Source organism: Streptomyces sp. NPDC027962, assembly GCF_055566095.1.
Genome location: NZ_JBVHTA010000002.1, coordinates 315,295 through 339,265, shown reverse-complemented (window position 1 = coordinate 339,265; position 23,971 = coordinate 315,295). Strand labels below are relative to the sequence as shown.

Annotated in this window: 24 protein-coding genes and 2 pseudogenes; 17 read left to right on the top strand and 9 right to left on the bottom strand. The window is 69.9% G+C overall.

Annotation, left to right across the window (positions count from 1 at the left end):
* Window positions 1-3 precede the first annotated feature (3 nt).
* The 4 genes from ACZ4SA_RS03230 to ACZ4SA_RS03215 all read left to right on the top strand — a co-directional run bounded on the left by ACZ4SA_RS03230 (window position 4) and on the right by ACZ4SA_RS03215 (window position 3,951).
* Window positions 4-471, top strand: a complete 468-nt coding sequence (locus ACZ4SA_RS03230) for a hypothetical protein (RefSeq protein ID WP_468269240.1) — start codon at window positions 4-6, stop codon at window positions 469-471.
* Window positions 472-670: 199 nt separating this feature from the next.
* Entirely contained in the window at window positions 671-844 is a 174-nt protein-coding gene (locus tag ACZ4SA_RS03225) for a hypothetical protein (protein WP_468269238.1), read from the top strand.
* Window positions 845-1,128: 284 nt separating this feature from the next.
* Window positions 1,129-1,440, top strand: coding sequence for an ArsR/SmtB family transcription factor (locus ACZ4SA_RS03220; RefSeq protein WP_468269236.1), 312 nt, complete (start codon window positions 1,129-1,131; stop codon window positions 1,438-1,440).
* 702 nt (window positions 1,441-2,142) lie between these two features.
* Window positions 2,143-3,951 (top strand): alkaline phosphatase family protein, encoded by a 1,809-nt coding sequence (locus tag ACZ4SA_RS03215; RefSeq protein WP_468269234.1) that lies wholly within the window; start codon window positions 2,143-2,145, stop codon window positions 3,949-3,951.
* Window positions 3,952-4,616: 665 nt separating this feature from the next.
* Here ACZ4SA_RS03215 and ACZ4SA_RS03210 read toward each other — a convergent pair.
* Entirely contained in the window at window positions 4,617-5,375 is a 759-nt protein-coding gene (locus ACZ4SA_RS03210; RefSeq protein ID WP_468269232.1) for a CDP-alcohol phosphatidyltransferase family protein, read from the bottom strand.
* Between the two features lie 111 nt (window positions 5,376-5,486).
* Between ACZ4SA_RS03210 and ACZ4SA_RS03205 the strand changes: the two genes are divergently transcribed.
* The 5 genes and pseudogenes from ACZ4SA_RS03205 to ACZ4SA_RS03185 all read left to right on the top strand — a co-directional run.
* Complete coding sequence (locus tag ACZ4SA_RS03205) at window positions 5,487-6,485, top strand: zinc-dependent alcohol dehydrogenase (protein ID WP_468269230.1); 999 nt, start codon at window positions 5,487-5,489, stop codon at window positions 6,483-6,485.
* 105 nt (window positions 6,486-6,590) lie between these two features.
* Entirely contained in the window at window positions 6,591-6,989 is a 399-nt protein-coding gene (locus ACZ4SA_RS03200; RefSeq protein ID WP_468269228.1) for a 6-pyruvoyl trahydropterin synthase family protein, read from the top strand.
* A gap of 47 nt (window positions 6,990-7,036) precedes the next feature.
* Window positions 7,037-8,119, top strand: coding sequence for a glycosyltransferase family 4 protein (locus tag ACZ4SA_RS03195; protein WP_468269284.1), 1,083 nt, complete (start codon window positions 7,037-7,039; stop codon window positions 8,117-8,119).
* Window positions 8,116-9,030 (top strand): methyltransferase domain-containing protein, encoded by a 915-nt coding sequence (locus ACZ4SA_RS03190; protein WP_468269226.1) that lies wholly within the window; start codon window positions 8,116-8,118, stop codon window positions 9,028-9,030. Before ACZ4SA_RS03195 ends, ACZ4SA_RS03190 begins: the two co-directional genes overlap by 4 nt.
* 26 nt (window positions 9,031-9,056) lie before the next feature.
* Window positions 9,057-9,848, top strand: a pseudogene (locus tag ACZ4SA_RS03185) (lysylphosphatidylglycerol synthase domain-containing protein); the annotation flags it as partial.
* Here ACZ4SA_RS03185 and ACZ4SA_RS03180 read toward each other — a convergent pair.
* Together ACZ4SA_RS03180 and ACZ4SA_RS03175 are read right to left on the bottom strand one after the other, a co-directional pair.
* Window positions 9,777-10,757, bottom strand: coding sequence for a RibD family protein (locus ACZ4SA_RS03180; RefSeq protein WP_468269224.1), 981 nt, complete (start codon window positions 10,755-10,757; stop codon window positions 9,777-9,779). The pseudogene ACZ4SA_RS03185 and the gene ACZ4SA_RS03180 sit on opposite strands and share 72 nt — an antisense overlap.
* A gap of 29 nt (window positions 10,758-10,786) precedes the next feature.
* A complete protein-coding gene (locus tag ACZ4SA_RS03175) occupies window positions 10,787-11,617 on the bottom strand; it encodes a creatininase family protein (protein ID WP_468269222.1) in 831 nt (276 codons plus the stop codon).
* Window positions 11,618-11,831: 214 nt separating this feature from the next.
* Between ACZ4SA_RS03175 and ribA the strand changes: the two genes are divergently transcribed.
* Window positions 11,832-12,488: a GTP cyclohydrolase II gene (ribA, locus tag ACZ4SA_RS03170; RefSeq protein ID WP_468269220.1), complete on the top strand. Its 657-nt coding sequence runs from the start codon at window positions 11,832-11,834 to the stop codon at window positions 12,486-12,488.
* Window positions 12,489-13,070: 582 nt separating this feature from the next.
* On the opposite strand, the pseudogene ACZ4SA_RS03165 reads toward ribA, so the two are convergent.
* The 4 genes and pseudogenes from ACZ4SA_RS03165 to ACZ4SA_RS03150 form a co-directional block, all read right to left on the bottom strand.
* Window positions 13,071-13,235: pseudogene (locus ACZ4SA_RS03165) on the bottom strand (IS30 family transposase); the annotation flags it as partial.
* 165 nt (window positions 13,236-13,400) lie between these two features.
* Window positions 13,401-15,863, bottom strand: a complete 2,463-nt coding sequence (locus tag ACZ4SA_RS03160; protein ID WP_468269218.1) for an LAETG motif-containing sortase-dependent surface protein — start codon at window positions 15,861-15,863, stop codon at window positions 13,401-13,403.
* Window positions 15,864-16,036: 173 nt separating this feature from the next.
* A complete protein-coding gene (locus ACZ4SA_RS03155) occupies window positions 16,037-16,762 on the bottom strand; it encodes a DUF6333 family protein (protein WP_468269282.1) in 726 nt (241 codons plus the stop codon).
* A 424-nt stretch (window positions 16,763-17,186) separates the two neighbouring features.
* Window positions 17,187-18,401, bottom strand: coding sequence for a glycosyltransferase (locus ACZ4SA_RS03150; protein ID WP_468269216.1), 1,215 nt, complete (start codon window positions 18,399-18,401; stop codon window positions 17,187-17,189).
* Window positions 18,402-18,874: 473 nt separating this feature from the next.
* Here ACZ4SA_RS03150 and ACZ4SA_RS03145 point away from each other — a divergent pair, with 473 nt between their 5' ends.
* Window positions 18,875-19,414 carry a hypothetical protein gene (locus ACZ4SA_RS03145; protein WP_468269213.1) on the top strand — a complete coding sequence of 180 codons (540 nt, stop codon included), beginning with the start codon at window positions 18,875-18,877 and terminating at the stop codon, window positions 19,412-19,414.
* 99 nt (window positions 19,415-19,513) lie between these two features.
* Here the strand turns inward: ACZ4SA_RS03145 and ACZ4SA_RS03140 are convergent, their stop codons facing one another.
* A complete protein-coding gene (locus ACZ4SA_RS03140) occupies window positions 19,514-19,885 on the bottom strand; it encodes an STAS domain-containing protein (RefSeq protein ID WP_468269211.1) in 372 nt (123 codons plus the stop codon).
* Between the two features lie 630 nt (window positions 19,886-20,515).
* Between ACZ4SA_RS03140 and ACZ4SA_RS03135 the strand changes: the two genes are divergently transcribed.
* From ACZ4SA_RS03135 to ACZ4SA_RS03115, 5 genes are all read left to right on the top strand, one after another.
* A complete protein-coding gene (locus ACZ4SA_RS03135) occupies window positions 20,516-20,731 on the top strand; it encodes a hypothetical protein (RefSeq protein WP_468269209.1) in 216 nt (71 codons plus the stop codon).
* A 106-nt stretch (window positions 20,732-20,837) separates the two neighbouring features.
* Window positions 20,838-21,140 (top strand): hypothetical protein, encoded by a 303-nt coding sequence (locus tag ACZ4SA_RS03130; RefSeq protein WP_468269207.1) that lies wholly within the window; start codon window positions 20,838-20,840, stop codon window positions 21,138-21,140.
* Window positions 21,137-21,493: a PRC-barrel domain-containing protein gene (locus ACZ4SA_RS03125; protein WP_468269205.1), complete on the top strand. Its 357-nt coding sequence runs from the start codon at window positions 21,137-21,139 to the stop codon at window positions 21,491-21,493. The genes ACZ4SA_RS03130 and ACZ4SA_RS03125 overlap by 4 nt, the downstream gene beginning before the upstream one ends.
* A 54-nt stretch (window positions 21,494-21,547) precedes the next feature.
* Window positions 21,548-21,721, top strand: a complete 174-nt coding sequence (locus ACZ4SA_RS03120; protein WP_468269203.1) for a hypothetical protein — start codon at window positions 21,548-21,550, stop codon at window positions 21,719-21,721.
* A gap of 34 nt (window positions 21,722-21,755) precedes the next feature.
* Window positions 21,756-22,538 carry a DUF72 domain-containing protein gene (locus ACZ4SA_RS03115; RefSeq protein ID WP_468269201.1) on the top strand — a complete coding sequence of 261 codons (783 nt, stop codon included), beginning with the start codon at window positions 21,756-21,758 and terminating at the stop codon, window positions 22,536-22,538.
* Window positions 22,539-22,628: 90 nt separating this feature from the next.
* Here ACZ4SA_RS03115 and ACZ4SA_RS03110 read toward each other — a convergent pair whose 3' ends face one another.
* A complete protein-coding gene (locus tag ACZ4SA_RS03110) occupies window positions 22,629-23,078 on the bottom strand; it encodes a DUF7144 family membrane protein (RefSeq protein ID WP_468269199.1) in 450 nt (149 codons plus the stop codon).
* Window positions 23,079-23,341: 263 nt separating this feature from the next.
* Between ACZ4SA_RS03110 and ACZ4SA_RS03105 the strand changes: the two genes are divergently transcribed.
* Window positions 23,342-23,932 (top strand): potassium channel family protein, encoded by a 591-nt coding sequence (locus ACZ4SA_RS03105; protein WP_468269280.1) that lies wholly within the window; start codon window positions 23,342-23,344, stop codon window positions 23,930-23,932.
* Window positions 23,933-23,971: the final 39 nt, after the last annotated feature.

The following is a 23,971-nucleotide window of genomic DNA, read 5'->3' as shown; positions in this document are numbered from 1 at the left end:
TCCATGTCCACACACATGCTCCGTGCCGCCGTCTGCGCGGCCACAACGGCGGCTATCGCCGTCCTCACCGTTTCCCCAGCGACGGCTTCGAACAGCGACCAGGCTGCCGCGGAGACGCCCAAGGGCGTCGCCTTTGCCGCGACGCATGGAACGGCCGTCGCGGAAGGAACCCGGTGGCTTGAGAACGGGGCGGGCACCACCCTCGTGCTCCGTGGGCAGCTGAAGAACAGTGGTAGCGACTGCTACTCCGTGTGGTTCCAGTTCACCAACGACTTCATGCCTCGCCCCCCGCAGAAGCACGTCACCCAGTGTGGTCGCGGCACGGTTCTCATCGACTTCCAATTGCCCTCCTACCGGCCCACGACTACGGGAACCACCTTCGTCTGCAAGGGACAGGATCTGAAGGACTGTGGGCAGCGGAACAGCGTGACGTCTTGGCCAGTCGGTAACATCCCGCCGACAGCCGGATGACCTCTGGCCCGAGGAGGGGGCGGGCGTCCGCCTGCTCTCAGGCGCCTCCGCCCCCACGCGGCCAGATCCGTGAGGACAGCTCTCAGCCTCTCGGTGTGCAAGGGAATCGAGAGCACCAAGGACAGCAGTCCATGGCAGAGCATCACCTCATGGCCCATCAAGCACGACTGAACAGTCTCAGCCAAGAAGGAGAATCAGCATGAATGGGATCGACATCAACGAACTGGACGCGGTCATCGCCCAGACCTACAACGAGGTCAAGACCGCCATCAACACGCACAGCGAGAAGAGCATCCACATGTACAGCACCGCCCTGCGCACCTTGGTGGAGCTGCGCCAGCAGATTCTGACCGAGGAGCGCGTCGGCAGCTAGGCGCTGCAAGGCGTCGTCGGTCATCAAGACCCAGCCGTGGTTCTGAGGACCGAAGTGCCGCCAGGGGAGGCCCCGACCCTCTTGGCATCAGCACCAGTCACACCCGACACCAAGTTATCGTTGTGCATGACCGACGCCGTGGGCGCAGGCCCAGATCTCGAAGAACATATCGACCTGCAGAAGAGTGCCTCGCGGAACAGGAAAGCGGCCGCCGGATGGAAGCGACCCAAGAAGGAACGCATCAAGCGGATGGCTCATCCGACGAAGCCCTGAGACTCCGCGCGATGGCGCAGCTTGCCGAAGCCGAGCGGTCCGGAGCGGTAGATCTCTTGAAGGCGCTCGGACAACCTGTGCGCCTGCGCCTCATAGCGGCCACACTCCAAGGTCCACGCACCGTACGGGAACTAGCCACTCTCGACGGCCTGGGAACGAGTGGACAGCTCTACCACCACTTGCGACTGCTGACAGACACTGGCTGGCTGCACTGCCCGCGCCGCGGGCAGTACGCCATCACCGAAGAACGCGCCGAGCGCGTGGGCCTGGCCGTCGCAACCGCCCAGGCCGCATCCCGACGCCGCACCGAACGCAGAGCCTGACTGCACCTTCCCTGGCCGTTGCCAGGGCAAAGCGTCTCCAGAGATCGAACTCCGTCGGCATGCCCATCCCGCAAGACCTCCCTGCATGGCACGCCTCTGAGCGCTCCGTGCCACTACGTGCCATTCGTGGGGGTAAGCAGCGGTCACTACGGGCATCGTCCCGCCGTTGACCAACAACACACCTCGCCAGCGTTCGCGCTGGTCTCAGGGCCATGTCTGGCGATCAAGTACTGGTTGATTCCCAAGCTCAGAGCGCGGGTTCGATTCCCGTCACCCGCTCCACGAGAAAAGCCCCAGGTCAGCGACCTGGGGCTTGTTTGTTCCTCGGATCCGGCAGGACGACTGCCGAACTCACACAGCCCCGGACGGCAGCCCGCACATCGAGGACGGCAGCTACCCCGCGGCTGCTGCAGTTCGATACGAAGTCGGCACGCTCCGTATCAGGACCTCTCGCCGTACTGCCAAGCGCGGGCGAGTGCCCGGCTGCAGGCAGCCCCTGCCGACCGGTTCGGCCTCACCCGCGTCTGTCTCCCGCGCCGGCGACCTGGTGCTTGAACCGAAACCGCCGGCGAGGCGTACAGATAGGGGCGGACCGCGACCTCCCGGCCTGATTCGCGGGCCACCGCCGGGCTTCGCACGGAAGGACCTTCGGTGTCGCTCTGGACGCGCTCTCGTCAGCTGCCGACTACGGACAACACAATCATGGGGAAGGGCCTGACGCCGGGCGGGCCCCCGGAGCACACGCCGGACAACTCCGCCGCTGTTCCGGACGCCGCCGCACGTGACGACGCCGACGTCGGCGGGAACGCCACCGCAGGGGGCCCTGCCCGTGGCGACTCGGGCGAAACGGTTGCCACTGGCCGCCGGGACAAGCACTCGGCCGCTGCGCTGGTGACCGCTGCCCTGGCCGCCCTCCTGGTGCTCTGCGCTCTCCTCCTGCCGAACGAGCCCAGCCGCCTCACGCCCGGCGCGTTCGTGCGCATCCCGGTGGAGGGGATCTTCGGCACCGCCGTGCTGCTCACCCTGCAGCCGAGGGCGAGACGGATGGCAGCGGTGTTCGCGGGGGCGGGTCTGGGCCTGCTGACCATCCTGAAGCTCCTCGACATGGGCTTCCACTCGGTTCTCGACCGGCCATTCGACCCGATGCTCGACTGGATCCTGTTCGACGACGCCGAGGCGTTCCTCGGGGACTCTGTCGGCCAGGCCGGTGCATTCGGTGCAGTGGTCGGGGTCGTGGTCGCCGTCCTTGCTCTGCTCGTCCTCATGACACTGGCAGTCGTCCGGCTGAGCCGTCTCGTCGTCCGGCACAGTGCCGCGGCAACCCCTGGCATCCTCGTACTCGGGACCGCCTGGATCACCTGTGCGACGCTCGGCGTACAGGTCGGGGGCGTACCGGTCGCTTCCAGGAGCACCGCCACGCTCGTGGGGAACCATGTGCAGCAGGTGCGTGCGGGCTTGAAGGACGAGCAGGTGTTCGCCAAGGAGGCCCAGGTCGACACCTTCCGCGACGCTCCGGCCGACCGGCTGCTGACCGGGCTGCGCGGCAAGGACGTCATCTTCGCCTTCATAGAGAGCTACGGGCGCAGCGCGGTCCAGGACCCGGAAATGGCGCCGCAGGTCGGCGCGGTGCTCGCGGACGGGACCAGCCGGCTGCGCGCGGCCGGGTTCTTCTCCCAGAGCGCCTTCCTCACCTCACCGACGACGGGGGGAGGCAGTTGGCTGGCCCACTCCACCTTCGCGTCGGGCCTGTGGATCGAGAACGAGGAGCGCTACCGCAGCATCACCTCGAGCAAGCGGCTGACCCTGACCGGCGCCTTCCAGCGCGCGGGCGGATGGCGGACAGTCGGCATCATGCCGGGCGTCACCCGGGCCTGGCCGGAGGGACGGCTCTACGGCCTCGACAAAATCTACGACTCCCGGCAACTCGGATACGAGGGACCGAAGTTCAGCTGGACGCCCGTACCCGATCAGTACAGCCTGTCGGCGTTCGAGCGCCTGGAGCACGGCAAGCCGGGCCGCAAGCCGCTGATGGCATCGGTCATCCTCGCCTCCAGTCACCAGCCCTGGGCGCCCATACCCAGGATGATCGGCTGGGACGAGGTCGGTGACGGCTCGGTCTACCACGCCATCAAAGAAGCGGGCAAGGACCCCGAAGAGGTGTGGAAGGACCCCACCAAGGTGCGCACCGAGTACCGGCATGCCATCGAGTACTCGCTGAACAGCCTCATCTCCTACATGGAGAAGTACGGCGACGACGACACCGTGCTCGTCTTCCTCGGCGACCACCAGCCCGTCCCGGCCGTCACCCGCGGCGACCTCGGCCGGGACGTGCCGATAGCGATCGTGGCCCGCGACCCGGCCGTGATGGACCGGATATCCGGCTGGGGCTGGCAGGACGGTCTGAAGCCAGGGCCGAAGGCTCCGGCCTGGCGGATGGACACCTTCCGCGACCGGTTCCTCACCGCCTATGGTCCGAGGCCCGGCCCTGTCCCGTCTCCGCCGACCCGGTGACCGCCGGGTCGCACCAGGAGGCGCCGTACGAATCGTCATATGTGCCGGCCTCCGTCGTCGACCTGCCGCCTTGTCGCCGCGCGTCGGGCCGCTGTCGCAGTCAGGGCCGGTCAGGCGACAGCGAATGCCTCTGCGGGGGCCGATCGACAGCAGGGCAGAGATCGTCCATGTGTCTGCCGGCCTGTGACCGGCGGCTCCTGACCGAGCACGCCTCAGGGGGTTGCAGTTGTCTGCCGGGAAGCGTGTACGGGTGCGGTTGCACTCGAGCGTGGGATGGTCGGCTTTCGGGCCTGCCGGGTCCTGGGCCGTCCGGGCAACGTGGTCGTGCGATCTGGGCCGCCGGGTACGGTGCCGGTGAGCGGGGCCCTGCTCCACCGGAGTGATGGTTCAGGGCCTCCCCGTCACCTCTGGCCGTGTCCAACTGGACAGGTCGTGCAGGGAACCGGCCTCCCGGGCCCGGACCGCGCACAGGATGCGTGTCGCCGCCCCGGGGTCGAGTACGCCGGGGACCAGTGCGCCCAAGACCGTTCGGGGCGTGCGGCCGAGCGGACTCACTCCCGCTCAGTCCAAAGGACGGTAGGTGCCACGCCGTCAACAGGGTGACAAGGAGGCGCTCCCGGTCTTCGTGGTCCCGGCCGTTGCGCATCCCCGCCGGCGCGGGGCGGTCAAGCCCTCTCGTGCCTCGGGTCCCGGACCACCGCTGCGCTGTCACGGACGCTGACGCGCCACAGCCACCTGATGTCACGCGCGAATGACCAGACGAGCAGCGCCAGCGCCACGAGGACGGCCGTGTATGCGGGCAGGCGCGGGATGATCCCGGTGCCGACCACGAGAAGGACGATCCCCTGCAGCGCGGCCACCGCCTTGCGGGCCGTGCTCGGAGGAAGTGGCCCGTGCAGCCACGGCAGTACCCGGGCCGCCACGACGAAAGCATAGCGCATGGCGCCTATCAACAGCACCCACGCGCCCAGCGACATGGCGACGTAGACGCTGAGCACCAGGATGAGGAAGGCGTCGACCTCCATGTCGAAGCGTGCGCCCAAGGGAGACTCCGTCCCCGTGCGCCGGGCGACCTGGCCGTCGACCGCGTCAAGGATCAGCGCCACCGCGGCGAGGGCGACCATGACCGCGACCGGCGGCCGGCTCATGAAGGAATCCGCGATCAGCGCGGTCACGCCGCCGACGAGCGTCGTCCGGGCCAGGGTGACACCGTTCGCCGGGCCGAAGGGGCCGGGCCACCGCCGGCGCAGGGCACGGGTGAGCACGGCCCAGGTGGCGAGCGTGAACGCCAGGCCTGTCAGCCATCCCGCGAGCCCCAGCCCGACCACCGTGGCGAGAAGGGCAAGCAGGAGCGTCTGCGCCCCCGCCCCCGCGGCCGTCTCCGGGCGCAACAACCTCGCGTCGTAAGTGCCGCTCAGGGCCACTGCGTACCATCCTCCGGCCGTGTGACAGAGTCGATGAGTGCCGCGTACCGTTGCGGCCTCGTGATTATCAGAACGTGAACCGTCACCCGAGCGTTCACCAGGAGGATGCCGATGGAGCGCGCCGCACGCGCCTTCTGGCTCCGCTCACCCGGCCACGGCGAGATTCGCGATGCTTCCCTGCCGGAACCGGCCGACGACGATGTCGTGGTGCGCACGCTGTTCTCCGGCGTGAGCCGTGGCACGGAGAGCCTCGTCTTTCGCGGCAGCGTACCGGAGAGCCAGCACACCGCGATGCGGGCGCCGTTCCAGGACGGCGGGTTCCCCGGGCCCGTGAAGTACGGCTATCTCAACGTCGGCCTCGTCGAGGAAGGACCGCCGCACCTCGTCGGCCGCACGGTCTTCTGCCTGTATCCGCACCAGAGCCGGTACGTCGTCCCGGCGAGAGCCGTGACCCCGGTGCCGAACACCGTCCCCCCAGGTCGAGCCGTGCTTGCCGGGACGGTGGAGACCGCGGTGAACGCCCTGTGGGACGCCGCACCGCTGATCGGCGACCGGATCGCCGTCGTGGGAGCGGGCATGATCGGCTGCTCCGTCGCCGCGCTGCTCGCCCGGTACCCCGGCGTCCGCGTCCAGTTGGTCGATGCCGAGCCCGCCCGCGCCGCCGTCGCCGGGGTGCTGGGCGTCGACTTCGCGCTCCCCGAGGACGCCTCGGGCGACTGCGATCTTGTGTTCCACGCGAGTGCCAGCGAAGCCGGACTCGCGCGCTCACTGGAGCTCCTGGCCCCGGAGGGAACCGTCCTGGAGCTGAGCTGGTACGGCGACCGGCAGGTCAGCCTGCCGCTCGGGGAGGCCTTCCACTCCGGCCGGCTGGTGCTGCGCGGCAGCCAGGTGGGGAGGGTGTCACCGGCACGGCGCTCCAGTCGGACGTATGCGGACCGGCTCGCGCTCTCGCTCGAACTGCTCGCCGACCCCGCCTTCGACGCACTGATCACCGGTGAATGCGCCTTCGAGGAACTCCCGTCGGCGCTGGGCGAAATCGCCTCCGGTGCCCTTCCCGGGCTCTGCCACCGCGTGGTGTACGACACGGCCGCTGCCGCTGGTTCTGCCTGAACATCGAACGACCTGGGCCTTTGAACACGCAGTACGCTCCGGCCGTACTCAAGTGCAAGGGCCGTCAGCGGCCCGAACGCCTCGGAGACCGGGAGGTCGCAGCCGTTGTTCAGCGTCACCGTCCGCGAGCACCTCATGATCGCCCACAGCTTCCGCGGGGAGGTCTTCGGTCCCGCACAGCGTCTTCACGGAGCGACGTTCCTTGTGGACGCCACCTTCCGCCGTCCCGAGCTCGACGCCGACAACATCGTGGTCGACATCGGCCTGGCCGCCAAGGAACTGGGCGAAGTGGTGGGTGAGTTCAACTACCGCAATCTCGACGACGAATCCGAGTTCGCCGGTATCAACACCTCGACGGAGTTCCTGGCCAAGGTCATCGCAGACCGCCTGGCCGACCGGGTGCACGCCGGGGCGCTGGGCGAGGGCGCCCGCGGTCTGGCCGGCCTCACGGTCGCCCTGCACGAGTCGCATATCGCGTGGGCCAGCTACGAGCGCGTCCTGTGAACCGCACGGCCGCCACCGCCACGCCCGAGCGCTCGGTCCGGGTCGTGATGCCCGGCGGGGTCGACGATCCGGCCGCGCCGAGTGGCGGCAACACCTACGACCGCCGGGTGTGCCGGAAACTGCCCCGGCTCGGCTGGCAGGTTCACGAACACACCGTCGCCGGTGACTGGCCACGGCCCGGAGCCGCCGCACGTACGGAACTGGCGCGGATACTCCGGGAGTCGGCGGACGGCGCCCTCGTCCTCCTCGACGGACTCGTCGCGTGCGGGGTCCCCGACATCATCGTCCCCGAGGCCTACCGGCTGCGCCTGGCGGTACTGGTGCACCTGCCGCTGGGCGACGAGACCGGTCTCGACCCGGGTACGGCAGCGGCTCTGGACGCCGGGGAACGCAGGACGCTGCGAGCCGTGGCTGCGGTCGTGGCAACCAGCGAATGGGCCGCCGGCAGGCTCGTGGACCACCATGGGCTCGACCCCGGCCGGGTCCACGTCGCCGTCCCCGGAGCCGACATCGCGCCTCTGTCGACCGGCACCGCATCCGGCGCCGGCAGCGCTCCGCGTCTGCTGTGCGTCGCCGCGGTGATCCCGCGCAAGGGGCAGCACGAGTTGGTCAAGGCCCTCGGAGGCGTCGCCGACCTGCCGTGGAGCTGCTCTCTCGTCGGCGGACTGGGCCAGGCTCCCGGATACGTGGCCCGGCTACGGGAGCTGATCGAGGAGAACGGCCTCGGCGAGCGGGTACACCTCGCGGGCCCCCGGACCGGCCCCGAGTTGAACGCGAGCTACGCCGCCGCCGACCTCCTGGTGCTCGCCTCGCACGCCGAGACGTACGGCATGGCCGTGACCGAGGCGCTCGCGCGCGGCGTTCCCGTACTGGCGACGGCCGTCGGCGGCCTCCCGGAGGCGCTCGGGCACGCGCCCGACGGCAGCGTCCCGGGCGTCCTCGTGCCGCCCGAAGACGTGGCGGCTCTCGCTGCGGCGTTGCGCCACTGGCTCCGCGAGCCCGGCGAACGCCATCGCTCGAAAGCGGCCGCGCGACGGCGGCGCATCGCGCTGGCCGGCTGGGAGACGACCTCGCGGAGCCTGGCCAAGGCGCTGGAACTACTCCACCAGGACTCGCGGAGGACCGCATGAGTGGCACCGGCACAGCTCGCTACGCCCCACAGTGGCTTGCCCTGCGGGAGGGGGCCGATGCCGCCGCCCGTTCACCCGAACTCCTCGCCCCACTACGGCAGCAGCTGGCCGTTCAGGCGAAGGCGGGCGATCCGCCGGGATCGGACACGGCGTTGGTGATCCGCGACCTCGGCTGCGGCACCGGTGCCATGGGACGCTGGCTCGCCCCCCGTTTGAACGGTCCCCAGCATTGGATCCTGCACGACCACGACCCCGCTCTGCTCGAGCTGGCCATCGAACGGATGCCCCGTACGGCCGCCGACGGCAGCCGCGTGACGGCCACGGCGGAACGCGGTGACATCGCACACCTGACCGCGGACAACCTCCGTGGCACCTCGCTGATGACGGCATCCGCTCTGCTGGACCTGCTCACCCGCGACGAGTTGGACGCTCTCGCCGCCGCCTGCGCCGGGGCCGGATGCCCGGCACTGCTGGCGCTCTCCGTCGTGGGGCGGGTCGACCTCACCCCGCAGGACCCGCTGGACGCCGAGTTGGCCGAGGCGTTCAACTCCCACCAGCGCCGCGAGGATCAGGGCCGCAAGCTCCTCGGACCCGACGCAGTCTCGGCGGCCTCCGTGGCCTTCGCCCGCCATGGCATGACCGTACGGGCGCACAACAGTCCGTGGCGGCTCGGACCCGGTTCCCCGGGCGCCCAGGACCGGGCGGCCCCTGGCGACGACGGATCCGCGCTGATGGCGGAGTGGCTGCGCGGCTGGGTCGACGCCGCCGTCGAACAGTCGCCGGAGCTTGCGCCGCGTGCCCATGCGTATCTGCGGCGCCGCCTTGCGGCGTGCGAGGCGGGTGAGTTGCAGGTCGTGGTGCACCACGGCGATGTACTGGCCCTTCCCCGGCTGACGGGGGGCGCATCGTGATCAGGGCGGTCCGGGCGCGTGTGGGCATGCTTGCCGGAGCGGCCATCCTCGCCTCGATGGTGTGCTGGCAGGGCGGCGCCGTCCTCGAAGGTCTGCGCAGGATCGACGGCCCGACCCTGCTGGCCGCTCTCGGCCTCGGCCTGTTCACCACCGTGTTCAGCGCGTGGCGCTGGTGCCTGGTGGCCCGAGGGCTGAAGATCCGGATTCCGCTGGCCGGGGCCGTCGCCGACTACTACCGCGCTCTGTTCCTGAACGCGGCGCTGCCCGGCGGTGTCCTCGGCGACGTGCACCGCGCGGTGCGGCACGGGCGAAGTGCCGGGGACGTGGGGCGGGGCGTCCGGGCGGTCGTCCTCGAAAGGACCGCCGGCCAAGTGGTGCTTTTCGCCGTCGGCGTGACGCTCCTGGTCACGCACCCCTCCCTGCCCCTGGGGGAAACCGGCCACCTCCTCGCGACCCCGGGTGCCGCGGCGGCCCTGGCCGTGGCAGGCGGGCTGGCGATCGTCTGTGCCGTCCGGCTCCGCGGGAAACCGGGCGCCTCTCGATGGCGCCGCGCGGTCCGCGGCACGCTCGCCGAAGCGCGCCTCGGACTGCTCGCCCGTGGGACCTGGCCAGGGGTGTTGATTTCGTCCGTCGCGGTTCTGGCGGGCCACCTCGCCCTGTTTCTTCTCGCCGCCCGAGCCGCGGGATCAACCGCGCCCACGGCCGAGTTGCTGCCCCTGATGGTGCTGGCGCTGCTCGCCATGGCGCTACCGCTGAACATCGGCGGCTGGGGGCCCAGGGAGGGAGTCACCGCCTGGGCCTTCGGAACGGCGGGCCTGGGCGCTGCCCAAGGGCTGACCGTTGCCGTCGTGTACGGGCTGTTGGCCTTCGCCGCGAGCCTGCCCGGCCTCGGCGTGCTCGTCACCCAGTGGTTCACCGGGACGCGCCGTCCGCAGGTCGAGTTCGAAGAGAGTGTCCTCGCCGAGGGCGGCGCGTCGCGTCGGCGGACGGAGCGCGTCCCGCATCAGCTCCGGACCGGGGAAACCGAGCCCCGGGACGCCGTCACCGAGCAGCACCGGTGCCACGGTGACATAGAGCCGGTGCAGCGCACGCGCGTGGAGAAAACGCGACACGGTGACGCCGCCGCCCTCGACCAGCACGCGCCCCAGGTCGCGCCGCGCGAGCTCCCGCACCAAGCGGTGAGGGGCGAACGCGCTGTCGGGCAGGGGCAGTACGTCAACACCGTCCATGTCCGCAGCGGCCTTTCCCCGCTCGCTGCCTGCGCCCACCACCCACAGGGTCGGCGCTGCCCCGTCGGTGAACACCCTGCGCCGCAGCGGCACTCGGCCGTGCGGATCGAGGACGACGCGCACCGGGTTGGCCCCCGTACAGGAGCGGACCGTCAGTCGGGGATCGTCCGCAACGGCGGTGCCGGCCCCGACGATCACCGCGTCGGCGAGCGCGCGCAGCCGGTGCAGGTGCTCGCGGTCCTCCTCGCCGGTGACGTAGTCGGCGTCGCCCGTACGGCTCGCGATGAAACCGTCCAGACTCTGCCCCAGCTGAGCGAACGTGAAGCGGGGGCCGGCCAGGCACAGCGACAGATAGCGGTCGGCCAGCGTCTCCGCCTCGGGCGAAGCGTTTCGCCACTGGCGTCGGCCGTCCGCGCCCCGGAACAGCCCGGCGGCCTCGGCGTCCGCCTCGGATCGGATGCCACGCAGCCGCTCCCAGGCTGCCGGTGCGTCGAGCATGCCGACACAGTGCCCTGCGGCGCGGCTGGTCACCGCGTCCCCCGTCGGATGTCAGCGGGTTGCCCGATGTCTGCGGTGGCGGACGGCCGAGGCGGGGACTGCGCCCCTGCCGACGGCTCTTCCGGTGCCAGGAGTGAAAGGTATTCGGCGAATGAATCGACAAGGCCGGCCAACAATTCTTTACCCTTCCCGGGCGAAGCCTTCGACGGGCAACCGACCACGCCGGATTCCGTGTAGGCCCGCATACCGAGAGTGAGCAGATGCTCGCGGTCGTCGGCGAGGAAATCGGACGTCTCGTAACCGGTGCGGACGAGTTCTGGATGGTCATGCAGCAGGATGGACGTCTCCACTTCACCCGCGTGCATATCGCTCTGGGGGGACGTCTGCACACCGGCTCTGTCCCGCGCCGCACTCCAGTCGGCCGGACCGGGGAAAAGCGCCATGCGAATTCCACAGCCGGCGGACTCCTGAACCACGTTGCGCAGTACGTAGTTTCCACCGTGGCCATTGATCAGAACCAGGCTGTTGATACCGGAACGGCGGAGTGATTCGGCGATGTCCCGCACGACGGCAGAGAGCGTCGTTGCAGAAATGCTGACGGTTCCCGGCCAGGCAGCGTGCTCGTGCGAGCAGGAGATCGTCACGGGAGGGAGACAGTGGACCGGATACGCGGAGGCGACCTCCCTCGCGATGGCGCAGGCTATGACCGTGTCGGTCATCAGGGGGAGAAACGGCCCATGTTGCTCGAAGCTGCCGATGGGGAGGACAGCCACATCAGCTCGGCCGACCCTCACGTCCTCCGTCGTTGTTTCAAGCGGCAACAGACCCATTGTCGGCAGCCGCACGTACGGGGCACTCATGCTTCCCGACCCTCCCCTTCTTCGTTCCAGAAGTTGTGATCGCTGGGCGACCCGAATTGAAAGCGCGCGGACGGACGCTCCGCACATGCCTCCATGAGAGCAGGCTGCGCCAGCCTATGCACATCGATCGGTCGAACGTGATTAACGAATAGGTCAGTTGACTCCGTCACAGATTCGGAGCCCGACACCAGAGGTTACCCGATAGGATCTGGCCATGATAGATATGGATGACGCGTACCACGAAAGTGATCGTTCATCAGGCGTCGAACGCGTGGCAAGTGTCCGACTGTCCACCGAGCATGGCGATTTCCTCGCTGTCGGCTACCTGGACCGCGCTCGCGGGGATGAACAAATAGCCTTGATATACGGCGATGTTGAGGGATCCGGAGCGCTTACCCGCCTACATTCGGAGTGTCTGACCGGGGACACCCTCGGATCCAAGCACTGCGAGTGCGGCGATCAGCTGTCCGCGGCACTGCGAGCCATCGTGAGCGAAAGACGTGGCGTTCTCGTCTACCTCCGGGGTCACGAGGGGCGAGGTATCGGCCTGTTGGCCAAGCTTCAGGCGATGCAGCTCCAGGCGGAGGGGCTGGACACCGTCGAGGCGAATCTCGCGCTCGGGCTCCCGGCCGACTCCCGCGACTACAGGGTGGCGGCGGACATCCTGCACGACCTCGGCGTGCGATCCGTACGGCTGCTGTCGAACAACCCACGTAAGCGGGCGGCGCTGCTGCAGCACGGGATCGAGGTCACCGAACAGGTTTCGCTTCTGGCATCACCGCGCGAAGAGAACATCTTCTACCTGCGGACCAAGCGCGAACGCCTCGGTCACCACCTTCCGCACCTGGACCACGCGCCCGAACCGTCCTGAAACCTGGGCGACCCGCTGATCATCCGTATGCGGTTGGTGCTGCGCTGCGGCTCAGGGCCACGGACTGGATCGGCGACCTCGACCGAAGAGCTGAGGCCAGGCGTAACCGCTTGGGCCCTCCGGCTTCCCGAGCCTTGTTCCTGCAACGGCCGTTGTCGGGCACGCGCCGGCACAAGAGAAGTATCCAGCATCAGAGCCCAGGAGCAGTGACGAGGCCGCGTCCGCCGTGTTCGTGCCCCATCCGTGCCCTTCAGAGCGGTAACCAGCGGTCAATGAAGGTGCTGAGACGCCCCACCGACCGTATCCCCTCGAGGTGATATGTACAGGTCAGGGCATGCTTGGGCACTGGAAGCCCCGTTGATTCCCAAGCTCGGAGCGCGGGTTCGATTCCCGTCACCCGCTCGTGAACGAAGGCCCAGGTCAAAGACCTGGGCCTTCGTCGATGTGCCGCGGGATTCCCGCACTGTCCGGTTGAACCCGGCCGCCGCCTCCCGCTACCGCTCCATGTCGGAGCGCTGGTACATGAGCGCGGCCCGTTCGGCCGACTGGCCGGCGCGCACCATCGTGCTGCCGTTCTCCGGAGCGGCCGTTGCGCCCCTTGTTGCCCCTCCGGCGATCAACGCCGACGATCCGGCGCGCCTCGATGTTGCCGTATCCCTGCTGCACGAGCCGGGAGTGTGCCTCCCGCTCCCGGGACAGCTTCTTGCGCTCTTGCGGCTTCCGGTCCACTCGGATCTCGAAGTCCATCGCACCTCTTGAACCGGGGTGTTGCGACGACCGCTGGAACCCAGGGCACACGCTCAACGCCCACAGTCCTCGCAACTCCCACAGACGCGGGTGTTGCGAGGACCGTTAGAACCCAAGGACGGCGGGGCCCTTTCGTGTTCAGCGCGCGAATCGCCGCCGGTCGGCCTAGCCGGTGGCGTCCTGTCGCCTGCGGCGCGTCCACCACACCAGGGCCGCACCGGCGGCGACGACCGCCGCGGCGATGCCGGAGATCAGCCCGATCGGGGTGCTGGAGCCGGTGTCGGCAAGGTCGCCGTCCGGGTCCGGCCTGTTTGCCGGCGGGGTCGGCTTCCCGTCGTCGCCCGGGGTGGACGGGTCCGGGGCCGGGGTCGACGGCGGGTCGGTCGGCTTCGGGTCGTCCGTCGGGGTCGGAGTCGGGGTCGGAGTGGGGTCCGGGCCCGGGTCCTCGCCGCCGGCCTCGATGTTGCCGCTGCCGCCGAGGTAGAGGGTGTCGGTGTCCCGGTAGGACACGTCATCCGACTGGAGAGACGTCTTCGTCGTGGTGTCCAGGGTGCGGTGTTCGACGTTGAACCGGGTCCGGGTGATGTTCCGCTTCGGCTGCTTGGAGAAGTCCACACCGCCAACGCCCTGGTTGAAGACCTTGCCGCCGTACTCCAGCTCGAACCACTCGATGCCCTCGCGCAGCGACTTCATGTACTTCTGGTACACGTCTTCGCGGGTCCACTTGTCGTGCGGGGCGCGCAGCGGCCACGCGGCGACGTCGTTGGAGTTGATGATCTCGCGGAAGTCGGTCGGCGCCTTGGCATCCTGCTGGCGGATGTATTCGGCCGCGACACGCGCGGTGTAGACGGCGCGCAGGTCGGCGTAGCGCTTGTCGTTGTTGACCCTCTCCTCCATGAGGGGAACGATGTTGACGCGAACGCTCGCTTCCATCGACTTCTTCTGCGCGTCGGTCAGGCCCTTGCACTCGGTGCTGCCGGGCGCTTCCCACTCGATGTCGAGCCACTCGGCGGACACCTTCAGGGGCGCGTCGAGGATGTAGATTCCGCCGTCCTGCTCGCGGACCTGGGCGGTCTTGGGCTCGGCCCAGAACCGGACGCCGGGGAAGCACGGAAGGCCGTTCTGTCGGGGGGCGGTGTCCCAGTACCGCTTGCCGCCGGCGTGCTTCTTCGGGTTGAGGGCTTCGGCGAAGTCCTCCTTCATCAGATAGTCGGCCTCAAGCAGGACCCGGCCGGCGTCGGTCTTGCCGAACTTGGCATCCATGATCTTGTCCGGCTGGTCCGGGTTGAGGTTGACCCAGAACTTCTCCGGAGTGAGCGCGAGCCAGGTGAACAGGGCGTCGGAGGAGAGCTGCATGCGCGCCTCGCCGTCGAAGCCGGGGTTCTCGTCGGGGTTGGGCATCTGGTCGGCACGCATGGAGTACTGCATGCCCTTGCCCTTGCCCAGGCCGCCGACGTACCGCAGTTCCAGGGTGGTGAAGTCGACGCCGCCCGGGCCGCCGCGCGGGAGGGTGCCCCGGGGGTCGAGTCGGCGGGCGTCCGCCTGGATCTTCTTGGCCTCTTCCAGGGTCTTCCCGGAGCCGTTGATGCGGTCGTTCAGCGGGCCGCGCGTGCCGCACGAGGACGCGGCAGCGAGCTGCATCCTGCCCTGGCCGCCCTGGCAGCCCGGGGCGAACCACCGCTGATGGTCCGAGTACCCCCGGATGGGCTTGGTCCGCGGGACGGGGTTGTAGATCCGCTGGTTACCGCGTACCTGGTTCGTCTGACCGGGGCGTAGCCGGTTGACGTACCGGTTCAGGTTGTCGATCTTCTTGCGCTGACCCTCGGTGAACGGCTTCGCGCCGGTGAACCGGAACTTGTGGTCCGGCATGAACCGGGCGATCTTCCGGTCCTTCGCGAGCTGCTTGTTCGTCAGCTCCGAGTTCGACTTGAACTCGTTGAACTCCTTGGTCTTCTGGTTGTAGGCGTCGTACCGGCGTGTTTCGACGACGTTGCCCTGTGCGTCGATGAGCTCGACGGTGACCTCACACAGCCAGTCCGGCCCGACCAGGCGGAAATCACGGACGAGCTGACGTTCGAACGCCGATCCCTTGTGGTTGTTGGTCTGGTTGCGGATGAACCGGTGCTCGAACCAGTGGTCGAAGGTCAGGCCCTCCGTGTTGTGGAAGTACCGGGCGTAGATCTCGAACTTGCGGTCCTCCGGGTTACCGGACTTGTCCGCGATCTTCTGCCACGCCTTGTAGTTCTTCTCGGTGTCGTTCGCGACCTGCGACAGGGCCTTGGTCTTGTCGGCGGCCGTCGGCGGCTTCACCCCGTCGTACGCCTTGCCGGGCAGGTCGTAGTTGAAGTTCTTCGGGTTGCCCTTCCAGGCGGAGAAGTTCGAGCCGGTGGGGTCGTTGGGGAACCCCGAGTTCGTCGGCGTGCTCTGGTACGGCTTGCCGAGGTTCTTCACGTCGCAGCGCTTCGCGCCGGGCTTGACCCTGGCCGCGACGGCGCGCGGCGCGGCGGTGGCGGTGTCGGTCTCGATGCCGGGCAGACCGGTCACGGTGACCGCCGAGGCGATCCCGACCACGGCCAGAACACGGCCTGCCAGACGCCACCGCTCGGGTATGCGCAGTGCTCTGTTCAAGTGTGATCTTCCCTCACGTGTGGGGCCTGAGGGGATGCCGGGCGGCGCGCGAGGCCCCCATGACGTGTACGCGTCGCCCGTCCGACCCTAGGCCCATCCGCCGGCAGGAAGGAAACGGATATGGAGGTGTCGGCGTGTCAACTTGGCTAGAACAGAAGGAGATTGAGGCAACATCAGCTGCTGAAGTACAGGGCTTCCATGTGGCTGGTGGCGTGCTCGCTGTGCCGTACCCGCAGTGAGGAGGCGTCCAGGTCGGCCCTTCCCCACGGGTCCGCGCCGGCGAGGCAGGCCGTGGCGAGGGCGCCCCAGTCGTTCTGGTTCGGTTCGTCGTCCAGGTCGAAGTACACGTCGAGGTCTTCGAGGACTTCCGTCGTGATCCCGAGGGCGGACATCACCGCCTGCGGGTCGCCGGTCACGACGAACGGTTCGTCACCGGGCCAGCCGCAGGCATGGAACATGGTGCCGTCCGGCAGCCACACGAGGTCTTCGGTGTGCTCGGCGCCGCAGTGCACCTCTACCCGACCCACGATCCGTGCGTCGGGGAAGCGCTCCCGCAGCCGAGTGGCCTCCGCCAGAAGCGGCATGTCGTTGCCGTCGTCCGCGAACGCCGGATCGGAGATCGACACGAGGTTCCCCCACGCCCCCGCCTGCACGAGGTCCAGATCGGCTCTCGTGGCGACCGTGATCGTGTCGCTCTGCTTACGGGGGCCGAGGTCTGCGATCACCGCGTCGATCGTGCCCAGGGAGCGAGCGAACTCCGTGGCCCGCTCCGGGTCGTTGGGAGGAAGGTCGGCAGCTTCCACGGCGAACGGCGGGTGCAGGACGGTCAGTTCGTAGCGGGTGCCGCTGCCATGGGTTATGCGATCGGGCGGGAGGGTCCAGAAGTCGGTGTCAGACATGCCCGTCACCGTAACGGGTTCCTCACGTCCGTCGAGGCACTTGGCGTACCGGCTGAGTAGCACCTCGACGCCATGGCCGGCGCGTTCGGCCACTTCGGTGGCGTCCACTCCGGCGTTGAGCCATGTGGAGAGCACGCATGCCGGCCGGCCGTCCCCATCGGCCTGACCGCCTCCTGCTCGGCCACGCTCCAGGGAAGCGGCGGACGCCTCTTGCCCGACCCCTGCCCCCGCCCAAGCCGAGGCGAAAACCGCCTGCTACGGGCGGGGATGCCGACCGAAGAAGCAATCGGGGCCGCCTCGTGGACAGCACGGGACCGGCTCGGGCTGCCTGGCCTGACCGACGGAGCGCCCGCTGACGTTTCGGCAGCACCGGATGCGGCAGCGTGCCTCGGACAGCCTGGCACAGCACCACGGCGATGCGGCTTCACCCGGCGCCCTCCGAGCCGATGCGGGCGAGCAGCGCGGCGGTGCCGTCCTCTGCGGCGATCCCGCGGGCGAGTTCGGCCGCGCGGCGACGGTGGGCCGGCTCGGCCAGGCAGGCCGTGATCGCGTCGCCGAGGGCTTCGGCGGTAAGGGCCTGGAACGGCACAGGCTGCGTGGCAACTCCCAGCTCGTACAGCCGAGACGCCCAGAAGGGCTGGTCGGCCATGACGGGTACGGGCACGGCGGGCACCCCGGCTCGCAGTCCGGCTGCCGTGGTTCCCGCCCCGGCGTGGTGGACGACGGCGGCGGTTCGAGGGAACAGCCAGTCGTGCGGGACGTCGCCGATGGCCAGGACGTCGGCGCCGCAACCGCTCAGCTCGGCCCACCCCGCCTGCACCAGCGCACGCACACCTGCCCGCTTCACCGCCGCAGCCACCAGCTCACTGAGCCGTTCCCCCTGCCCCGCCGCCATACTGCCGAACCCGATGAACACCGGGGGCGGACCGGCCTGAAGGAAGTCGACCAGTTCGGCCGGGGGTTGCCAGCCGTCCGGCCGCGCGGGCCACCAGTAGCCCGCCACTTCGACCCAGGACGGCCAGTCCTCGGGGCGCGGCACCACCAGCCGACTGAAGCCGTGAAAGACCGGCCGGACATCCGCCGGTACCGAGGGCGCGCCGGCGGGCAGCCCGAAGCGGGCCCGCAGCCGGGTCACGGCGCCCGCCAATACCCCCTCCGCGCGCCTCAGCACGTCCTGGCCCGCGTCGAGGTTGCCCTCCGGTCCCAGGCCGTCGGTGCTCCGTGCATTGGGCAGCGGGAAACGTCTGGTGGCGAACGCCGGTACGAGGTAGGTGCCGATGACGGGGATGCCGAGCGCTTCGCCGGCCGTCCGGCTGAGCGGTGCCGGTCCGAAGGCGGTGAGCAGCAGGTCGGCTCCGCCCGCCACGGCCTCTGCCACCCCGTCGGCGAGCCCGTCCGCGTATGCCCTTGTCAGCGCCTGGGCCTCCTCCCGCGAGGCCGCCCGGGACCAGTCTCGGATCAGCCCCTGCGGGTCTCCCGGCACGGGCCGGTGGTCGAGACCGCATCCGCCGACGAGTGCGGCGAAGGACGGGTGAGCGGCCACGGCGACCTGATGGCCCGCGTCGAGCAGGCGTCGCCCCAGGCCGGTGAAGGGCGAGACGTCTCCCCGTGAACCGGCGGTGGTGATCAGAATGCGCATGGAGCGATTCTCCTCGGCGCATGCCACCCGGTCACCGTCGCCGGCTCGTCGACGACTGCTTCGAGGACTACTGGGGCCCGCAGTTCACCGACGGGCAGTGGCCCTCCCAGGCACAGCACTTGCGGCTCGGTGTTGAGGGGCGCGTTCAGGGTGACCTCGCCGGTCGCCTTGTCGTGGGGACCGGTCAGGGGGCGCGTCCGCCGCGCACGGCGCGGCGACTCGGGCCGCGCTCCTGGCCGTTCCGCAACCCGATGACGACGTCACCGGACGGTCGACTTGGCAGAGGGGAGCAGAGGCGGCCGACCGAGGTGCCCGTTTCGTACGCGAAGTCACGCGACCAGGGAGCCCTGCACCGGCGGGGGGCCTCCCCCGAGCGGTGGGGTGGTGCGCGACATGCGGTCCGGAGGTATTCACAATATTTTGGGGCAAAATAGTGCGCCGGCTTGCCGCCGGAGCCGCAGAACGGAGACGCCGTGGTCCGCCCCCGCCTCGCCCCCGCCGTGCTGGCACCGCTCATCGCCGTCTCACTTGCCGCCTGCGGCGCCGGGAGCGACGAAGGCCCCGGCACTCCCACGGCCACAAGCCCTCCCGGCGCGACCGAGTCCGCGTCGCCGACGGATACGAGTACAGCCACGCCGCGCACCCAGAAGGACCTCGAGGAGTCCGTGTCCGCGGAGTCGGCCCGGGTCCGGGCCTCCGCGTCGGCCGAGCTGAGCACCGTCGAGGGCCGCGGCAACGCGACGAAAGACGTGTCCCTGCAAGGAGTGGCCACCACCCGCTCGGACGGGCTGCGCACCGGTCTGGTCAGGGTGACCAACTCGACCGACACGACGGCCTTCTACTCGGTCCAGGTGGACTTCGTCACCGGTGACGGAACCGTCGTCGACTCCGTGGTGGCCGGCTTCCCGGACGTCGGGCCCGGCAAGCGGGCAGAGCGTTACATCTCCAGCCGCAAGGCAGGAGAGTCGGACACCCCGACGACCCCGCGCATCGTCAAGGCCCAGCGCAGCTGACTCTGCGGACCGACGTGTTCCGGAAGTCGCCGAAGCGTCGGCCTCTGCATCCCTTCCCGCGGGGACACGACGCCGAGGCCGACGGCTCCAGTGCTGGTGTCAGCGTGTCAGAGGTGTGCGGAACGGCCCTTCCTCCTGGCGGCGACCGACGCCGCAGCGAGCAGTCGCCGGACCGGCCGGGAGGGGCGCTCCATACAGACACGACGGCCCCGGCGGGGCCAGAGCTCCAGCCCGCAGTAGAGCGGAGTCGGCGAAGGTGACCCGCGACGCGTCAAGGGTCAGGCCCAGGTAGTCGTGGGCGGCCGCCGAGGCCAGCAGGACCCGCAGCGGGGCGGCACTCGCATGGTCGATCTCTCCCTGCAGATGCACATGCAGGACGGCGCCGTGGCCGATGCAGGAGCGGACGATCGTTATGTCGCCGGGCGCGGCGCTGTCCGCGCCCGTCTCGGCCGTCAGGGTGGGGGCGGTCAAAGGTTTCGGTGCCAGTATCAAACTGGTGCTTGCCGTACTCACGCCGTGATCAACCGCCTCCGCCGCGGCCGGGGAACGCACGGTCACCCCTGAGGAGTCGCGCGCCCCCCTGGCGGGGGAAATCCGCCACCCACAGGAAGCAACCGGGTCCCCGCCGTGAGTCTGCCACCGAATGAGTGAGCGGAGACCGCCGGATCGCCGCTCCCGGGCTCGTCTCAGCGAGCGTGCGCGGCCGCGAGCCGGCCGACGAGGGTGGCGAACGGCATGTCGGGATCGGCGTGCACAGACCCCCTCCGAGCAGGGGCTACGGGCCGTTGGGCGGAGTACAGTCGAGGCACCGGGCGCACTTCATGGTCCCGCCTTCGCGCGGGGTCGTTCCCGGCGATCAACAACACCGGACGTCCTTGACGCGCCCGGCCGCGATGCCCGCCGCTGCCGCCGTGGGTGGCCTCGCACCCGCGAGCGGTCCGACGGCCGAGGCGGCGACGACGAGTGCCGACGACGGGTGACGTTAGGGACGCCCTGAGCAGGGAACTCGCAGGGTGGACGGACGGTGGTGCAGCCCCCCGGCTGCCGGGGCAGCCGCGCGGGGCGAGACCGTCGGCCTGCGGCCGAGGGATGTGAGAAGCCATGGAGACGGTCATCACCGTGGCGGCGATCCTCGTCATGATCGCTGTGGGAGTCGCCCTGATCCGGCGCCTCGACGCGCAGCACGGAGCACGGATCGCGTCCTACCACTACAGCGACGTCAGGCCGGGGATCCGCCGCCGTCGGTCGCACAAGCACCGCCGGCCGGCCGACCGGGCCGCCGACGGCACGGAGCAGCGCGACGGCGACCCCGGATGACAGCACGGCCCCTCACAGGCGCTCGCCGCATCGGCCACGCCGGGGAAAGGGGCAGGGTCGACCGGGTGTCGGCCACCGGCATGACCTCACTCGAAGGACGACGTCCATGAACGAAGCCGTCGAATCCATACCGGCCGCCGGGCACGCCGAGGTCCGCATCGTCGCCGCCGACCCGGAGACAGCCCGGCGCGTCGCGCAGGTGCTCCGCCGCTGCTTCGCCGCCGGCGAGCAGCGCAGCTACCCCGCGGCGCGTGAGGGAGGCACGAGGCTGCAGCTGTCCTTGGACACCACGCGTGCCGCCGAGCCGGCGAGATCCTGGTTGTCCTCCAGCAGGCCGCCGTCCGACGACACCCCGGAAGGGCCGCCCGCTCCGGGTGCCCCCGATCCGCTGAGGGAGCAGAACGCATGATCCAGCCGACCGATATCCGCGAGTGGCGCGACCACGACGTCGTCGACGAGAAGGACAACAAGATCGGTTCGCTCGAAGCGGTCTACGTGGACACGAGCACCGACGAACCGGCCATGGCCACGGTCCGCTCAGGGCTTCCCACCCGCCAGCGCCTGCTCTTCGTCCCGATCGTCGACGCGGTCGTCGGGCCCCGCTACCTCCGGGTCCCGTACGCCAAGGGCCAGGTCAAGAAGGCCCCGTCCATCGACACGGACGGTTTCCTTCCCGCCGAGGACGAGAAGGCGATCTTCACGCACTACGGCATGCCCTACCGGCCCGGTGCGAACGGCGAGAGGAAGCTCGCGCGCCGCTGAACGACTCCTCTCCACCACCAACAACCGCTTTCCACCGAAGGAGGTGCTCGTCGTATGGGGGTCTTCCTGTTCCTGATCCTCGTCGCCGTCGTGCTCGGGCTCATCGGCGTCCTGGCCGCGGGCCCGATGTACCTGCTGGACATCGGCATCGCCGTCCTGGTGCTCGGCGTGGCCTTCTTCGCCGCCGGCCGGTCCCGGCGCGCCCGCCCCGCCCGCCAGGGGCGCTGATGCGCACGGCCCATGGCCCGGGCAGGGGTCGTCCATGCCCGTGATCGTCGGAACCTCGGGGTGGCAGTACAAGGACTGGCGAGGCGTTCTCTATCCGCCCGGCGTCCCGCAGCGGCTGTGGCTGGAGGAGTACGCCGGGCAGTTCGCCACCGTGGAGAACAACAACGTCTTCTACCGGCTCCCCACCAAGGAGGTTTTCGCCTCGTGGCGTGAGCGGACACCCGACGGCTTCGTGATGGCGGTCAAGGCCAGCCGTTACCTCACCCATCTGAAGCGGCTGCGCGACCCCGAGGAGCCGGTGCACCGGCTGATGGACCGCGCCGACGGGCTGGGCGACCGGCTGGGGCCCGTCCTGGTGCAACTGCCGCCGAACTTCCAGGAGGACGCCGACGCCCTCGACGCCTGCCTGAGCCACTTCCCGCGCACGGTCCGCGTGGCCGTCGAGCTGCGCCACGCGTCGTGGTGGGAGGCGGAACGCCGGCTGCGGGTCGTGCTGGAGCGGTACGGCAGTGCACTGTGCTGGGCCGACCGGGGCTCCCGCCCGGTGACCCCGCTGTGGCGGACCGCGCCTTGGGGATACGTACGCTGCCACGCCGGCCTCGCGCAGCCGGCGCCGCGCTACGGCCACCGGGCGCTGCGGTCCTGGGCGGGCCGCATCGCCGACGCGTGGCCGGACGAGGACGACGTGTACGTCTACTTCAACAACGACCCCGGCGGTGCTGCCGTCCTGGACGCCACGGAGTTCGCCCGCGCGGCGACCGCGGCCGGCCGCACGGTGAGCCGCACGCCTCCGAGGCACCAGGTGGGCGGGGCCTGACCTGGGGTGCCTTCGCAGGAGGGGTGGTCCGCCCGTTGTGCCAGGGCATGACGTTGCGCCAGGGCACGACGGGACGCAGAGCCGTCGCGTTCAGAGCGTACGGTCGACGCTGTAGGACGACAGGGCCCAGATGACGAAGAGGTCGATCGCGATCACGATCACCGACCAGACCGGGGCGTACGGCAGGAACAGGAACTGCAGGATCAGGCTGAGGGAGACCAGCACGATGCCGGTGTAGCGCGCCCAGGCCGCACCCTTGAGCACTCCCGCGCCGGTGAGGGCGACGGCGAGACCGAGGACGATGTGGATCCAGCCCCAACCGGTGAGGTTGATGCGGTACACGTAGTCGCCGACCCTGCCGTACACGTCGTCCTCGACGACGGCGGCGATGCCCTGGAGCAGGGCGATGACGCCGCCGCAGAGCATGAGGACGCCCGCGAAGGCTACTCCGCCCCTGACCCAGCCGCTGATCGGTTCGGTGTGCGGCGCACCTGAGCGGCTGTGCGGCGCGTTGCCGGCCGTTCGTTGCTCGTGGCTCATGAGGAGTCCTGTTCGTCGTCCCGGCCACCGGGCGTGGACCGGGGCTTCGAGCCTGTGCCCCCGTACGTGCGCCCGCCATCGGGGTACGGCCGTACGGGTGATCCGGCCGAGGCGGGGCCGTGTGCGCCGTTCGGCGGTGCACGGGTGGCGGACGACCGTCGGCGCCGCCGATCGTGGGGGCAGGCGGACGCGGACGGGCGCGTCATCCGCGACGTCGGGCGGGAGGCAGGCAGGTGGCGGACCGCACACCCGGCGGGGGGTCGATGCGGCTGAGGCTGGTCGGCGGCTGCCTGGCCGTCCTCATGACGGTGGCGTACTTCCTGCTGCCCCTCGAGGAACTCGGCCCGCACCGCCCCGTCATCAGCTGGACGCTCTTCACGCTGGCCCTCGCGTTGGTCGCCCTGCTGCTGGTGATCCAGATGAGGGACGCCATCACCGACAGACCGGGCACCCGCCCCGGCATCGCCATCCCGCTGCTGATGTGCCTGTCCCTGCTCGTCTTCTCCGGCGGGTACCACGCCCTGGCCAGGGATCCGGGCCAGTTCGCCGGGCTGCGGACGAGGTTGGACGCGCTGTACTTCACCGTCATCACGGTGTCGACCGTCGGTTACGGCGACGTCACCCCGCGGGGGCAGACGGCCCGCACGGTGACGATCATTCAGATCCTCTACAACTTCGTCTTCCTCACTGCCGCCGCGACCGTGCTGTCCCGGTCGCTTCGCGAGCGGCTCGCCTCCGGCCGCGGGCGGGACGGCGGTGCCGGCCAAGGCGGAGGCGACGGAGAGGGTGAAGGGGGGAGTGACGGCCCCAGCGGGGATGTCAGTGGTCGCCGCGATGATGGACGGCATGACTGAGAAGCGTCTCCCCGCTGCCGCCGTCAGCGAGTACGCGAC

Excerpts from the sequence above, each read along its gene's own strand:
- ACZ4SA_RS03230 (WP_468269240.1), top strand. The coding sequence starts at position 4 with ATGTCCACACACATGCTCCGTGCCGCCGTCTGCGCGGCCACAACGGCG.
- ACZ4SA_RS03225 (WP_468269238.1), top strand. The coding sequence starts at position 671 with ATGAATGGGATCGACATCAACGAACTGGACGCGGTCATCGCCCAGACC.
- ACZ4SA_RS03220 (WP_468269236.1), top strand. The coding sequence starts at position 1,129 with ATGGCGCAGCTTGCCGAAGCCGAGCGGTCCGGAGCGGTAGATCTCTTG.
- ACZ4SA_RS03215 (WP_468269234.1), top strand. The coding sequence starts at position 2,143 with ATGGGGAAGGGCCTGACGCCGGGCGGGCCCCCGGAGCACACGCCGGAC.
- ACZ4SA_RS03205 (WP_468269230.1), top strand. The coding sequence starts at position 5,487 with ATGGAGCGCGCCGCACGCGCCTTCTGGCTCCGCTCACCCGGCCACGGC.
- ACZ4SA_RS03195 (WP_468269284.1), top strand. The coding sequence starts at position 7,037 with ATGCCCGGCGGGGTCGACGATCCGGCCGCGCCGAGTGGCGGCAACACC.
- ACZ4SA_RS03190 (WP_468269226.1), top strand. The coding sequence starts at position 8,116 with ATGAGTGGCACCGGCACAGCTCGCTACGCCCCACAGTGGCTTGCCCTG.
- ACZ4SA_RS03180 (WP_468269224.1), bottom strand. The coding sequence starts at position 10,757 with ATGCTCGACGCACCGGCAGCCTGGGAGCGGCTGCGTGGCATCCGATCC.
- ACZ4SA_RS03175 (WP_468269222.1), bottom strand. The coding sequence starts at position 11,617 with ATGAGTGCCCCGTACGTGCGGCTGCCGACAATGGGTCTGTTGCCGCTT.
- ribA (WP_468269220.1), top strand. The coding sequence starts at position 11,832 with ATGATAGATATGGATGACGCGTACCACGAAAGTGATCGTTCATCAGGC.
- ACZ4SA_RS03155 (WP_468269282.1), bottom strand. The coding sequence starts at position 16,762 with ATGTCTGACACCGACTTCTGGACCCTCCCGCCCGATCGCATAACCCAT.
- ACZ4SA_RS03150 (WP_468269216.1), bottom strand. The coding sequence starts at position 18,401 with ATGCGCATTCTGATCACCACCGCCGGTTCACGGGGAGACGTCTCGCCC.
- ACZ4SA_RS03135 (WP_468269209.1), top strand. The coding sequence starts at position 20,516 with ATGGAGACGGTCATCACCGTGGCGGCGATCCTCGTCATGATCGCTGTG.
- ACZ4SA_RS03130 (WP_468269207.1), top strand. The coding sequence starts at position 20,838 with ATGAACGAAGCCGTCGAATCCATACCGGCCGCCGGGCACGCCGAGGTC.
- ACZ4SA_RS03125 (WP_468269205.1), top strand. The coding sequence starts at position 21,137 with ATGATCCAGCCGACCGATATCCGCGAGTGGCGCGACCACGACGTCGTC.
- ACZ4SA_RS03120 (WP_468269203.1), top strand. The coding sequence starts at position 21,548 with ATGGGGGTCTTCCTGTTCCTGATCCTCGTCGCCGTCGTGCTCGGGCTC.
- ACZ4SA_RS03115 (WP_468269201.1), top strand. The coding sequence starts at position 21,756 with ATGCCCGTGATCGTCGGAACCTCGGGGTGGCAGTACAAGGACTGGCGA.
- ACZ4SA_RS03110 (WP_468269199.1), bottom strand. The coding sequence starts at position 23,078 with ATGAGCCACGAGCAACGAACGGCCGGCAACGCGCCGCACAGCCGCTCA.
- ACZ4SA_RS03105 (WP_468269280.1), top strand. The coding sequence starts at position 23,342 with ATGCGGCTGAGGCTGGTCGGCGGCTGCCTGGCCGTCCTCATGACGGTG.